This window comes from Bartonella sp. CL436QHHD (assembly GCF_042195105.1).
Lineage (GTDB): Bacteria > Pseudomonadota > Alphaproteobacteria > Rhizobiales > Rhizobiaceae > Bartonella.
Genome location: NZ_JBHINR010000044.1, coordinates 95,020 through 108,491, shown reverse-complemented (window position 1 = coordinate 108,491; position 13,472 = coordinate 95,020). Strand labels below are relative to the sequence as shown.

At 38.4% G+C, this 13,472-nt stretch carries 9 protein-coding genes and 1 pseudogene; 8 read left to right on the top strand and 2 right to left on the bottom strand.

The genetic code is table 11. The features are described 5' to 3' along the window. Positions 1-196 precede the first annotated feature (196 nt). The 5 genes from ACFIKN_RS06590 (at position 197) to edd (ending at position 7,155) form a co-directional block, all read left to right on the top strand. The gene (locus tag ACFIKN_RS06590) at positions 197-1,624 is read left to right on the top strand and encodes a glutamine synthetase family protein (RefSeq protein WP_273790377.1); all 1,428 of its coding nucleotides are present in this window, start codon (positions 197-199) and stop codon (positions 1,622-1,624) included. An 11-nt stretch (positions 1,625-1,635) separates the two neighbouring features. Continuing rightward, positions 1,636-2,919, top strand: coding sequence for an NAD(P)/FAD-dependent oxidoreductase (locus tag ACFIKN_RS06585; RefSeq protein WP_375637536.1), 1,284 nt, complete (start codon positions 1,636-1,638; stop codon positions 2,917-2,919). A gap of 120 nt (positions 2,920-3,039) precedes the next feature. Continuing rightward, a complete protein-coding gene (zwf, locus tag ACFIKN_RS06580) occupies positions 3,040-4,512 on the top strand; it encodes a glucose-6-phosphate dehydrogenase (RefSeq protein ID WP_375658106.1) in 1,473 nt (490 codons plus the stop codon). Positions 4,513-4,522: 10 nt separating this feature from the next. Beyond that, the gene (gene pgl / locus ACFIKN_RS06575; protein ID WP_273790379.1) at positions 4,523-5,275 is read left to right on the top strand and encodes a 6-phosphogluconolactonase; all 753 of its coding nucleotides are present in this window, start codon (positions 4,523-4,525) and stop codon (positions 5,273-5,275) included. A gap of 56 nt (positions 5,276-5,331) precedes the next feature. After that, on the top strand, positions 5,332-7,155 hold the full coding sequence (gene edd, locus ACFIKN_RS06570) for a phosphogluconate dehydratase (RefSeq protein ID WP_375658105.1): 1,824 nt from the start codon (positions 5,332-5,334) through the stop codon (positions 7,153-7,155). 65 nt (positions 7,156-7,220) lie between these two features. Here the strand turns inward: edd and folD are convergent. Further along, positions 7,221-8,203, bottom strand: a pseudogene (gene folD, locus ACFIKN_RS06565) (bifunctional methylenetetrahydrofolate dehydrogenase/methenyltetrahydrofolate cyclohydrolase FolD). Positions 8,204-8,519: 316 nt separating this feature from the next. Here folD and ACFIKN_RS06560 point away from each other — a divergent pair. Continuing rightward, positions 8,520-10,400: an AsmA family protein gene (locus ACFIKN_RS06560; protein WP_375658104.1), complete on the top strand. Its 1,881-nt coding sequence runs from the start codon at positions 8,520-8,522 to the stop codon at positions 10,398-10,400. 316 nt (positions 10,401-10,716) lie between these two features. Here the strand turns inward: ACFIKN_RS06560 and ACFIKN_RS06555 are convergent, their stop codons facing one another. Beyond that, entirely contained in the window at positions 10,717-10,860 is a 144-nt protein-coding gene (locus ACFIKN_RS06555; RefSeq protein WP_273790383.1) for a hypothetical protein, read from the bottom strand. A gap of 235 nt (positions 10,861-11,095) precedes the next feature. Here ACFIKN_RS06555 and ACFIKN_RS06550 point away from each other — a divergent pair, with 235 nt between their 5' ends. Both ACFIKN_RS06550 and ACFIKN_RS06545 read left to right on the top strand, forming a co-directional pair. Next, complete coding sequence (locus ACFIKN_RS06550) at positions 11,096-11,839, top strand: 16S rRNA (uracil(1498)-N(3))-methyltransferase (protein WP_273790384.1); 744 nt, start codon at positions 11,096-11,098, stop codon at positions 11,837-11,839. 68 nt (positions 11,840-11,907) lie between these two features. Then, positions 11,908-13,281, top strand: a complete 1,374-nt coding sequence (locus ACFIKN_RS06545) for a glutamate--cysteine ligase (RefSeq protein ID WP_273790385.1) — start codon at positions 11,908-11,910, stop codon at positions 13,279-13,281. Positions 13,282-13,472: the final 191 nt, after the last annotated feature.

The window sequence follows — 13,472 nt, the reverse complement described above, 5'->3', positions numbered from 1 at the left end:
TTAGCACCGATGTATCGCGTGCAATATCATTTTTTTCACTATGGTGATAGGATAGCTTGTTGAGCGTAAAGTTCTTTTACCTTGATGGATCTTATAGTATTATTCAAAATATCAGTTGATAAATTTTTTTCGTGTCGTTTATGCATGGGCTGATACAATAAGAATAGGACTTGATTGTTTTTAAAGTTGGTATGTTATGGATGTAAAAAATGGTAAACAAACGAAAAGTAAGAATTTTAAACCTGTTTCTCGTTTTCTCAAAAGTTTACGTGGTGTGCACAATTGGGAACAAGTTTCACAATGGCTTGCTTTCCGTAAGGTAGAGGATATTGAATGTATTACGCCTGATCAAGCAGGGGTACCACGGGGCAAGATGATGCTTTCTAAAAAATTTACATCGGAAACATCATTGGCATTGCCTTCAGCAGTTTTTATGGCAACAATTTCAGGGGATTATCCGGAAGATGGTCATGGTTTTGAATATCCTAAAGCAGATGGTGATTTACGCCTTGAGCCTGATCTTTCTACGTTAAGCATTGTTCCATGGGAAGATGCTCCTACGGCACAGGTGATTTGTGATCTTGTGTATCAAAATGGTCAGGTTGTAGATTACACACCACGCAATGTTTTACGAACGGTGGTTCACTTTTACACAAAAATGGGTTTAAGCCCTGTTGTTTCACCAGAAATTGAGTTTTATTTGGTACAAAAAAATCCCGATCCTGATTATCCGTTAGTTCCACCGGTTGGTCGTTCTGGACGTTCAATTGGTGGTGGACAGGGGTATTCCATTGCTGGTGTGAATGAATTTGATGATTTGATTGATGATATTTATCAATTTTCAGAGGCACAAGGATTGGAAATTGATACCCTCATTCATGAAGAAGGAGCAGGACAGTTTGAAATCAATTTACGTCATGGTGATCCTATTGAATTAGCGGATCAAGTTTTTATGTTTAAACGAACAATTCGTGAAGCAGCACTAAAACATAATATGTATGCAACTTTTATGGCAAAACCCATTCAAGGGCAGCCGGGTTCTGCTATGCATATTCACCAATCGGTTGTTGATAAGAAAACCGGTATGAATATTTTTACACAGGAAAATGGTGAAGAAAGTATCTGTTTTCGCCATTTTATTGGTGGATTGCAAAAACATATGCCAGGGGTACTTGTGATGCTTGCACCTTATGTGAATTCTTATCGACGTCTTGTTCCTGATAATTCGGCTCCTGTTAATTTGCGATGGGGATATGATAATCGTACTACAGCTTTTCGAGTTCCCCGTTCTGCTCCTCAAGCGCGGCGTGTTGAGAATAGACTTCCTTCATCAGATGCGAATCCTTATTTAGCCCTTGCTGCTTCTTTAGCGTGTGGTCTTATTGGTTTGCAACAAAAAATTGAGCCGGATGAGCCAGCGACAAATAATGTAAACGCTGATAATATTGAGTTGCCGCGTGGACTCATTGAGGCAGTCAATTTGTTTGAACAAGATACAGTGATACGTGCTATTTTAGGGGATGTGTTTGTCAGTACTTATGCTGCAATCAAACGCCAAGAGTTTGAAACTTTTATGGAAGTAATCAGTCCGTGGGAGCGTGAATATCTCCTGCTGAATGTTTAAATTTTATGACGATGATTGATTATAATTCAATTTCTCCAGGAATTTCTTGGTATGAAGATGCTTTAAGAGAACGTCCATCGTATCCTTCTTTTTGTGAAAACAGACAGTGTGATGTGGTCATTATTGGAGGCGGATTTACGGGTCTTTCGGCTGCTTATCATTTAGCCAAAGCTGGAGTAGATGTTGTTTTATTTGAAGCATCACGTTTTGGTGATGGTGCTTCAGGGCGCAATGGTGGACAGCTGGGAACAGGGCAACGGCAATGGGTAGAAACATTAGAAAAAAAGTATGGTTTTGAGCGAAGTAAGGCTCTGTTTGATTTGGCAGAAGAAGCTAAAAGAGATATTTTAGCTTTATGCGCAATGCCTAATTGTCCGTGTGATTTGATAGGAGGACAGCTTTCTGTAACTCATAAAAGGCGTGAGCTTCTCTCTTATCAACGGCATATTGAGGCGATGCAGCGTTATGGCTATCACGCGCTTACTTTTATGGATAAGGCTGAAACATTTGAGCGACTTGGATCAACTTTTTATTGTGGTGGTATTTATGATGCGGATACCGGTCATATAAATCCCTTAAAATTGATTATTGGGTTGGCAAAAAGAGCACAAGATGCTGGTGCTAAGCTTTATGAGAAGTCACAAGTAACGACCGTAAGGCGCAAGGGAGCACATTGGAAAGTAATAACAGAAAAAGGCAGTGTAACAGCAGAGCATGTTTTACTTGCAACAAATGGGTATAAACTTGGTCTGGAGCGTTTTATTGAAAAAAATATTGTTTCTATTCGCTCTTATATTGGAGCAACGGACCCATTACCAAAGCATAGTTCAATTCTTATAGGGGGGGAATCGGTTGATGATTCCCGTTTTATGGTTCGCTATTTTCGCAAAAGCATTGATAATCGTCTCTTATTTGGTGGTGTAGAAAGTTATGATAATAAGCATCCTCTAAATTTAGATGAACGTATAAAACGGCAAATTGTTGAAATTTATCCTCAATTACATTCTATCAATTTAAGCCATCGGTGGGGAGCAACGGTTGCCATCACAGTTGAACGCATGCCTTATGTTCGCCAAATTTTTTCAAGGATGACTTATTGTGGTGGTTATTCAGGGCATGGCGTTATGCTGGCTCCTTTCGTGGGAAAATTATACGCAGAATGGTTAACTGGAAAATATGAACGTTTTTCCTATTTCCAAGACTTAAAGATTTCATCTTTTCCGGGGGGAAGAGTTTTGCGTTATCCGCTTATATTTTTAGCAATGCGTTGGTTTTCTTTATTGGATCGCCTTTAATGGAAACATTGCTTGAAATGAAGAAAATTAATGGCTTATTTAGTATCTGTCTGCTTTAATGATGAAAGCTTTTATAAGTGATATGGGATTTCATAATCGAATAGAAAAATAAACAAGTTCATGGTGCGTAAAATTATTCCAGTTTCTTCCTTTGATTGTATTGTTTTTGGTGGCAATGGTGATCTGGCGTTGCGCAAGCTTTTGCCGGCTTTGTATCATTGTCAGTGTGCTGGGCAATTCAGTGAGCCAACACGTATTATTGGGGTTTCGCGCACTTCCTTAAGTTGTGAAGAATATCAAAATTTTGTCCGCAATTCTTTAGAAAAACATATCCATTCAAAAGATCTAAATTCAACAGAACTCAATCGTTTTCTTGCACGTTTAACTTACGTTTCTGTTGATGTTTCCTCAAATCGAGGGTGGGAGGATTTAGCCCTCCTTCTGTCACAAGATTCAGCGGATATTCGAGCTTTTTATTTGGCTGTTGGTTCGTCACTTTTTGCTGATATTGCGATGAAGTTGGAAAAAAATGATTTGGTGACACCACAAACACGGATTATCATTGAAAAACCAATTGGTTGCGATGTAAAAACAGCGGTTTCACTTAATGATGTATTTGCAAGCGCCTTTAATGAAGAGCAGATCTTTCGTATTGATCATTATCTTGGGAAGGAAACTGTTCAAAATTTAATGGCATTGCGGTTTGTTAATACACTTTATGAACCGCTATGGAACTCCAATTATATTGATCATGTTCAAATAACCGTTGCTGAATCTTTAGGGTTAGAAGGGCGTACAGAATATTATGAAAGCACTGGTGCTTTACGCGATATGGTTCAAAACCATATGCTACAATTACTTTGTTTGGTTGCGATGGAAATACCATTTACCAACAGTGCTAATGCTGTACGTGATGAAAAACTTAAAGTTTTACATTCTTTAACACCGCTTGATGTCCATAATGTAGGGCAGCATACTGTACGTGGGCAGTATCTTTCTGGTCTATCAAATGGTATATCTGTAGAGTCTTATTTTGATGATTTGGGAAGAGTGAGTAAGAGCGAAACATTTGTAGCCCTTAAGGTTAAGATTGATAACTGGCGTTGGGCTAATACGCCTTTTTATTTACGAACAGGTAAGCGCATGTTCACGAGAATGTCTGAAATTGTTGTGGTTTTTAAACCTATTCCTCATAATATTTTTAATGTGGATTTAGATGAAATTTTTTCTAATCGGCTTGTAATTCGTCTCCAACCTGATGAAGGTGTAAAACAATGGTTGATGATTAAGGATCCAAGTTATGGCGGTATGCGGTTTCGTCACATTCCATTAGACATGAGTTTTGCTTCCGCATTTTCTGAACGTAATCCTGATGCTTATGAACGTTTATTAATGGATGTTATTCGTGGAGATCAAACACTGTTTATGCGTCGTGATGAAGTTGAGACTGCTTGGCGTTGGATTGATCCAATCATTGAGGGGTGGGAAGCAATAAAACAGCCTGTTCACAGTTATAATGCTGGTTCGTGGGGGCCGTCTGCTTCGATGAGCCTCATGGAACGTGATGGGCGTATATGGAACAATTTAGTTTAGAGCAATAAGTATGTATAGAATGAATATTGACCGTTTAGATTTTGAAACCCCTCAGACTTTAGCCTTGGCATTGGCAGATCGAGTAGCCGCAGAGCTTAGTGTATCTGTTCTTGAGCGCAAGAGAGCAGTTTTAGCGGTTTCTGGTGGTAAAACACCAGCATTGTTTTTTCATTATTTGTCAAAAGCGGATATTGATTGGCAAAATATTATTATCACTTTGGTCGATGAACGTTTTGTCCCTACACACGATGAACGTTCAAATGAACATATGGTACGGTGTCATTTGTTACAAAATTTTGCCGAAAAAGCACGTTTTGTAGGGCTTTATCATAAAGCAATTACTGCTGAACTTGCTGCTTTTTCAGCGGCGAGTCGTGTTAATACTTTGCCTAAACCCTTTGATGTTGTTGTTTTAGGAATGGGGCAGGATGGACATACGGCTTCTTTTTTTCCTGATGCTGATCGTTTAAAGCAAGCGCTTGATTTACGAACACAAGCACTTGTTTTACCCCTTCATGCTAAGAGTGCTGTTGAGCCAAGACTCTCACTAACTTTGCCAGTTATTATGCAATCTCGTTGTATTATTCTCCATTTTGAAGGTTTTCAGAAACGCGATTGTTTTGAAGAGGCTTGTCAAGACGGGTCTGAAATAGAAATGCCTATTCGGGCAATTTTGCGTAATTCCCCTCATCTCGTTCAGGTTTATTGGTCGCCTGCAGAAAATGAAATAAGTGAATCAAAATATGCGACACAAGGTGAATAAAAACGTAATCTCTCTCAATGAATGAGGGGCAGCAACAATGAAAGGGGGAGAGAAATATGGCACTTTCCAAGACAATTGCCACAGTTACACGAAGGATTTATGAACGGTCTCAATCAACACGAGAAATTTACTTAGATCGTATTGCAAAAGCACAAGTTCATCGCCCCAAACGAAGTTTTTTAGGATGTGCCAATCAGGCGCATGGCTTTGCTGCTTGTGGTGCAATAGATAAAGAGCGTTTGAAGGGAAATATTGTTGGGAATATTGGCATTATCACGGCATATAACGATATACTTTCAGCGCATCAACCTTTTGAAAAATTTCCTCACTTAATTAAAGAGTCGGCCCGTATGGTTGGTGGTGTTGCACAGGTTGCAGGTGGTGTTCCCGCGATGTGCGATGGTGTTACGCAGGGAAATGCGGGGATGGAGCTTTCCCTTTTTTCGCGTGAAGTAATTGCAATGGCGACAGCTATAAGCTTATCACACGATGTCTTTGATGCAGCATTGTATCTTGGGGTGTGTGATAAAATTGTGCCAGGTTTATTGATTGGTGCACTAACATTTGGTCATTTACCAGGAATTTTTATAGCAGCTGGTCCCATGACGAGTGGTCAAGGTAATGATGAAAAAGCGAAGATACGTCAACTTTACGCGGAAAATAAAATAGATCGCCAAACACTTCTAGCATCAGAAGCACGTTCTTATCATGGGCCAGGAACATGTACATTTTATGGAACAGCTAACTCTAATCAGGTGATACTGGAGATGATGGGGCTTCATATGCCTGGAGCTTCTTTTATTAATGCTAATACACCGTTGCGTGATGCTTTAACAAAAGAAGCTACGAAACGTGTACTTGAAATGACAGATCTTGGTGATCATTATAGTCCACTTGGTATGATCATTGATGAGCGTTCTTTTGTGAATGCCATTGTAGGATTAAATGCAACAGGAGGTTCTACCAATCATGCGATTCATTTGATTGCTATGGCTGCTGTTTGCGGTATTAAATTGACATGGCATGATATTGCAGAAATTTCATCCGTTGTGCCTCTTTTAGCGCGCATTTATCCTAACGGTTTAGCAGATATTAACCATTTTTATGCTGCGGGGGGAATGGGATTTATTATTCGCGAGCTTATCGAGGCAGGCTTGGTCCATGAAGATGTTTCTACGGTTTTTGGTAAAGATCTCAATGCTTATGCAATTGAAGCAAAGCTTTCTGCTGATGGTCATGTGGTGCGTGAAGCGGCTCTTAAGGAAAGTGGTGATCATAAGGTGTTAGCAGGGTGGAGAAAGCCATTTCAGTCTGATGGTGGTCTTCGTGTTTTATCAGGAGATTTGGGAACAGCTATTATAAAAGTTTCCTCTGTTAAACCAGAGTATTGGCAGATTAAAGCACCAGTCTTTGTTTTTAATGATCAAGAGGAACTACAAAAATCTTTTAAATCTGGAGTGTTGCATAATAAAGACTTTATCGCTGTTATTCGCTATCAAGGACCAAAAGCCAATGGTATGCCAGAGCTTCATAAATTAACGACCATTTTAGGCGTTTTACAAGATCGCGGTCAAAAGGTAGCATTGATAACCGATGGGCGTATGTCAGGAGCGTCAGGAAAAATTCCTGCTGCCCTCCATGTGACACCAGAAGCAGTGGATAATGGCCCCATTGCACGTCTGCAGGATGGTGATATTGTTTTTCTTGATGCTCATGAGGGTAAATTAACTCTTTTGGAGGATTTAGCAAAATTTAACGCGCGAAAAATCATACCTCCAGATCTTTCAAAAAACGAACATGGTGTTGGACGCGAACTTTTTCATGTTTTTCGTCAATCCGTTAATCGTGCAGATCAAGGGGCATCTGTTTTTATGACATGAAAAATGCAAAAATAATAAGCTGAATCATATACAATGAAACCATATACAAGGAATTGTTACAATTCTTAGAATTTTGGTATAGGCAGATTGTGTGATCGCGCAGCAGCTTTGAGTGTATTCACCATAAGCATGGCAATTGTCATTGGTCCAACGCCTCCTGGAACAGGGGTGATCGCAGCAGCTTTTTCTTTTACGTTTTCAAAATCGACATCACCAACAAGACGTGTTTTCCCTATACCTTTTTCTGGTGCAGCAACGCGGTTAATACCGACATCAATAACAATTGCACCATCTTTTATCCAGTCTTTTTTAATCATTTGTGGGCGGCCTACAGCTGCTACTAGAATATCAGCGCTTCGACACACATCATCAAGGTCACGGGTACGACTATGGGCAATTGTCACAGTGGCATTGGCTGCTGTTAAAAGGGCAGCCATAGGTTTTCCAACAATATTAGAGCGTCCAACAACGACAGCATCAAGTCCAGATAAATCTTGCCCACAATGTTGTTCAATCATCATCATGGCACCAGCTGGAGTGCAGGGAATAATTGCATCTTCAAGTGCATTTGCCGCGAGTTTTCCTACATTAATATAATGAAAACCATCAACATCTTTTTGGAAAGCAACGGCTTGTGTTATGCGATTTGTATTCATATGAGCAGGGAGAGGCAGCTGTACCAAAATACCATGAATTTTAGGATCAGAATTTAATGTTGCAATAAGTTGAAGGAGTTCTTTTTCTTGTGTTTCTTTGGAAACGGCATGTTTGATTGAAAGAAACCCACATTCTTCGGCTTTTTTATTTTTTGAGGCGACATATACTTGACTTGCAGGATCATCTCCAACGATAATAACAGCGATACTAGGTTGTATATTATAGTGATGGCGGAGCTTTGCTGTTTCGGCCTTAACTTTCACANATCTCCAACGATAATAACAGCGATACTAGGTTGTATATTATAGTGATGGCGGAGCTTTGCTGTTTCGGCCTTAACTTTCACAATAATCTCTTCAGCAAGTTTTTTTCCGTCGATAATATTATTCATTCAGAGATCCTTTCGGTAAGGCTGTTTGTTTTTTTTTGTAAAGCATTTTCTAATAATACGATAGAGTTTTATAGCAATATTCATATGAGAACAGTAAGAATGGTTTTATAATGTTGTGGATTTATAGTTTTGAAGACTTTTAAATAATTGCTTTATAAAGAAGCAGCAACATTGCTGTTTGAATAAATTTTGGATAAAGAACAAAAATAATGAAGATACAAAGTGGATATAGTGAATTATAGGGTTATAAAAACTTTTTATGATCATTTAAGTTTGTTTTTAATCTGTTATAGGGGGATAAGTATAGAGGGATATTGTGCGCATCAGAATAATAAAACTTTTGAGCGGAATTTTTATTACAATTATCTTTTTATTGGGAGTGGGGATTCTCGTTTTACCTTATCTTATCTCTACAGATGCGATTCGTATTCGTTTAGCGCAGGATTTGAGTGCATGGACGGGTTACAATGTGCAATTGCGTGATCCACCGCGATTACATCTTTTTCCTTATCCTAAAGCATTTCTTTCTGGCGTTACTTTAACATCAAAAATGGATGATGTTGCGCCATTAATGGAAGCTGAATCAATAGAAGTTGATCTTTCTGTCGTCGATCTTCTTTGGGGACATATTTCTTTTTCAGAGACGCGGATTATGCGTCCTCAATTTGTTATGGAAAAGCCTGTTAAAACAATAGCAGATTTTTTTGATCGGTTTTCTCGCTCACAAGGTGCATTAGGGTTGGCAATACGTAATACGCGTGAAATATTAAAACATAATCCTGAACATCCAGAGATAGAGCAACTTTTAAAACAACCTTTTGGGCGGATTGTCATTAAAAATGGTGTTCTTGTGTATCACGATAGTTTTTCAGGAGCAGCAGAAAAAATAACAGGATTAAATGCAACTTTAGATTGTCCGAAATCAACTCAGGAAGTACGGTTACGCGCAGATGCGCGTTGGCGTGGAGAATTTACAAAGTTATCAATTGATGCTTCTCAAGCATTGTTGCTTCTTGCAGGAGGCAAAAGTCATATTAGGGCAAGTCTCAATTCTGTACGTGGGGGAATAACTTTTACAGGAAAGGCTCGGTTATCTGAATATTATATTTTTGACGGAAAAGTATCGATGCGTTCTCCTGGATGGAATCAGACATTGTCTTGGGTTGGTGGAAATCAGTTTTGGGGACATAAATTAAAAATACCCATTGTATGGGAATCTCATTTTTTAGCGCAGCCAATGCATATCCAAATGAACAATGTTACATTTACGATGGGAAAAGCCAATGCGCGAGGAGCTTTAAAACTCGATTTTCAAGATTATGTACCAAATGTCATGGGCTCTTTAGCTTTTGATAACCTAGACCTTAGCCTCTTGAGTTCAATATTTTTTTCAGGCAAAAAGAAAAATGCCTGCTTTGACATGAGAACTTTTGATCGTATTGGCGTGGATATACGACTTTCTGCGCCACAAGCTAAAATAGGAAATATTTCACTCACAAATTTAGCTGCTGCAATACAAATAAGAGATGGGCATGGTATTTTTGATCTTGGACATGCTAATATTTTTGGTGGATCCGTGCAAAGTAATATTGAAGTTACGTCAGCTGGACAGAGAGTGCGTATTGGAGGAAATATTTCAGGCGCTTCTATTGATATGCAGGAGACTTTAGAAACCTTGGGATTTATTCCATTTATACAAAGCAAAACGAATTTTACTGCAACGGTACGAACACTTGCTGATTCTTGGCCAGAAATTTTCACGAAAATGCAGGGTGAATTAACACTGAAGATGTCTTCTGGTCGGCTATTAGGGTATGATCTGAATGAATTACAAACAAGACTTTCAAATAAACAACAATTTCTTTTAATGAATAATGAGACTTTTTCAACAACATTTGATCACTGGGATATTCAGACAAGCTTTTCAGAAGGTATGATGAAGGTGACAGAGTCATTAATGCGTACAGCAGACTTGAGCTTATCCATTCAAGGAACCATTGCAGCTGCTATGGCGCAAGGGAAGCAAAATGAACTGATATTACAGGCACAACTAGACAAAAACTATAGATCAGAAACTTTATGTAAAGACGTCCAATGTCTTGCTGATAGCCTTGCATGGCCTTTTACATTTTCTCTAAGCTCTAAAGGACAAAATCATGGTAATTTTTGGGTTACAAAAGACATTGACGCAGATTGAGTATCTGTTTTTCATCTGTATGATATTTTATCCTATAATGGTAATTCGTTTTTTTGCAACTTAAAATTGTCTTTTAAATTTAAATCAGAACTCCCATTATCGAAAGATTCTCTCATTTTAAGTCCGTTCGTCGTGAAGCAGTAAAAACCGTCCTCTCCGTCATAATAAGTGTGGTTGATATAGATAAATGACTGAAGAGAAGAATAAAAATCCTTCTTATGGAATCTCTCAAATACAAGAGATTCATAATATTGATGCAAATCTTAGAAAAGTTGCTAAAAAACATTAAAATTTTAAGGAGGATGTTGGCCAGTGCTTATTGAATCGCAGAAGAAATACCATAGCCATCTTTGGTAATTGTATGCTTCCCGTCTGCTCCAACAGAACCAATTCCCACTGTAATCAAAATAAAGGCTAAGAGGGTTGTAATCGTAATAATTGTAGCTTTTTTAGCAGACATATTTTTCCTCCACGGATACATCAATGACTGAATGCAAAGATGAATGGTGCATTATTTAAACTTTTATGAAAGCAGAATCACTTAAGGATCTATAAGTTCCTATTATTATCTCATAAAGCTAAAAAAACTCTATAATTCTTTAATATATTATAGTTCTATAGATATAATTTTTTCTTTTTGCTATATATTTTTCTTCATTTTCTCGATGACGATAGTGAGCTTTGGCAAAATTTTTATGCGCATAAATTATAAACTTAAAAGATTATTTATCAGACAGACATTGGCTTTGAATGAAGAAATAAAGATAGAGGGGGCACAAGCTTCTTATCTTGTGCATGTTTTGCGTATGAAAGAAGGAGCAGAAATTTTACTTTTTAATGGACAGGATGGTGAGTGGCTTGCTAAACTTATTGCTGTTAAGAAAAAATTTGTTGTGGTTCAGCTTATCCATCAAGAAAGATTACAAACGACGCATTCCAATCTTATTTATTGCTTTTCTCCACTCAAAAACGCGCGGTTGGATTATATGGTGCAGAAAGCTGTTGAAATGGGGGTGTCGATTTTGCAGCCTGTTATGACGCATCATACGCAGGTTACGCGTATCAATATGGCGCGTATGGAAGCCAATGTTATTGAAGCTTCTGAACAGTGTGGAATTTTATCTCTTCCTGAATGCGTCTCTGCTCTATCATTAGCAGAACTTTTAGCACGGTGGGATAAGACACAGCCTTTATTCTTTTGTGATGAAGAGCATAAATCGCATAATCCATTAGCTTCTTTTAAAAAGCGTGACGTTACAACACCTGGTATTCTTATTGGACCGGAAGGTGGCTTTAGTGAAGAAGAGCGGAGCTTTTTAAAAAAACATCCTTTTGTGGTTCCAATATCATTAGGTCCGCGTATTTTACGCGCTGACACTGCCGCTGTTGCTGCTTTGGCTCTTCTTAATGCTACCGTGGGGGATTGGGCAATGGATTGAGAAATCTGTAAAATCATTCTAAACAATTCATTTAAGATGATGATACCAATTATAGGATACGATGAGTTATGGCGCTTGATATAACTGATGAAAGTGAAATTTATAACTTAGATTCTTTGGTTAGCTATTTCCAAGGGGGGTATAAAGCAGAAGATGATTGGCGCATTGGTACAGAACATGAAAAATTTCCGTTTTATAGAGATGGTTTTCACCCTGTTCCTTATGAAGGAGAGAGGGGAATCCGAGCGCTTTTAGAGAGGATGCAAAGCGCCTTAGGATGGAAACCTATTTTAGATGAAGAGAATATTATTGGGCTCGTAGGATCCGTTGATCAGGGAGCCATTTCTTTGGAACCTGGGGGACAATTTGAATTATCTGGTGCACCATTAAAATCAGTAGGCCATACATATTACGAGTTGATGGAGCATTTAACTCTTCTCAAAAAAATTGCAGAACCATTGGGTATAGGTTTTCTAGGTCTTGGAGCTAGTCCAAAGTGGACTTTAGCTGAAACGCCGCGAATGCCTAAATCACGTTATCAGATTATGACTGATTATATGCCTAAAGTGGGGTATAATGGTCTTAATATGATGTATCGCACATCAACAGTTCAGGTTAATCTTGATTTTTCATCTGAAAGTGATATGCGGCGAAAAATGCAAGTGTCCATGAAGCTACAGTCCATTGCAACAGCATTATTTGCAAGTTCACCTTTTACAGAAGGGCGCCCAAATGGCTTTTTGTCGTGGCGTTCTGAAATTTGGCGTAATACGGATAATCAGAGGACAGGCGTTCTTCCCTTTATATTTTCTGAGCGTTTTGGTTTTGTTGATTATGTTGAATGGGCCCTTGATGTTCCAATGTATTTTGTTGTGCGTGATGGTCGTTACTATGATTGTACACACATAACGTTTCGTCAGTTTATGAATGGAGCATTAAAAGGACAAGTTGCAAATTCAATTCCAAACATGGGAGATTGGATTAATCACTTATCAACGTTATTTCCTGAAGTCCGCTTAAAAAGATTTTTAGAAATGAGGGGAGCTGATTGCGGTTCTTGGAAGCGCATTTGTGCGTTGTCGGCTTTTTGGGTTGGGCTTCTTTATGATAGGGAAGCACTTAATGAGGCAGAGGCTTTGACAAAAGATTGGTGTTTTGAAGAAGTTTTAGAGTTGCGCCAACGCGTTCCTAAAGAAGGGTTAAGAACTCCTTTTCGTCAAACTATTCTTTTAGAGTTAGCACGTCAATCTCTCGCTATTGCTCGCAAAGGCTTAAAAAATCGCAAACAGTATGATACGAATGGTTTTGATGAAACAAATTTTCTTAATCCTCTAGAAGAGGTTGTTGCAATGGGACAAACAGATGCTGAAAAATTTTTGTCCCATTACTATTCTATTTGGAATGAGTCGGTAGAACCTTTATTTTTAGAATGTGCCTATTAAATTTGAAGCAAAGATACTTCCTACTTTTTTAAAAATGCATATAACCGTGGTGGTTCATTCACTCATTTGCTCTAGAGAGCATATCCTACCTTGCTTTTAACATTTCTCATAACGGAAAGGATACAATACAAAAATCTCTTGGGCAGTGTGATTTTTATACCCAATAATATCACGATATTTCCGTAATCGTA

Excerpts from the sequence above, each read along its gene's own strand:
- ACFIKN_RS06585 (WP_375637536.1), top strand. The coding sequence starts at position 1,636 with ATGATTGATTATAATTCAATTTCTCCAGGAATTTCTTGGTATGAAGAT.
- ACFIKN_RS06550 (WP_273790384.1), top strand. The coding sequence starts at position 11,096 with ATGCGCATAAATTATAAACTTAAAAGATTATTTATCAGACAGACATTG.
- ACFIKN_RS06545 (WP_273790385.1), top strand. The coding sequence starts at position 11,908 with ATGGCGCTTGATATAACTGATGAAAGTGAAATTTATAACTTAGATTCT.
- edd (WP_375658105.1), top strand. The coding sequence starts at position 5,332 with ATGGCACTTTCCAAGACAATTGCCACAGTTACACGAAGGATTTATGAA.
- zwf (WP_375658106.1), top strand. The coding sequence starts at position 3,040 with ATGGTGCGTAAAATTATTCCAGTTTCTTCCTTTGATTGTATTGTTTTT.
- ACFIKN_RS06555 (WP_273790383.1), bottom strand. The coding sequence starts at position 10,860 with ATGTCTGCTAAAAAAGCTACAATTATTACGATTACAACCCTCTTAGCC.
- pgl (WP_273790379.1), top strand. The coding sequence starts at position 4,523 with ATGTATAGAATGAATATTGACCGTTTAGATTTTGAAACCCCTCAGACT.
- ACFIKN_RS06590 (WP_273790377.1), top strand. The coding sequence starts at position 197 with ATGGATGTAAAAAATGGTAAACAAACGAAAAGTAAGAATTTTAAACCT.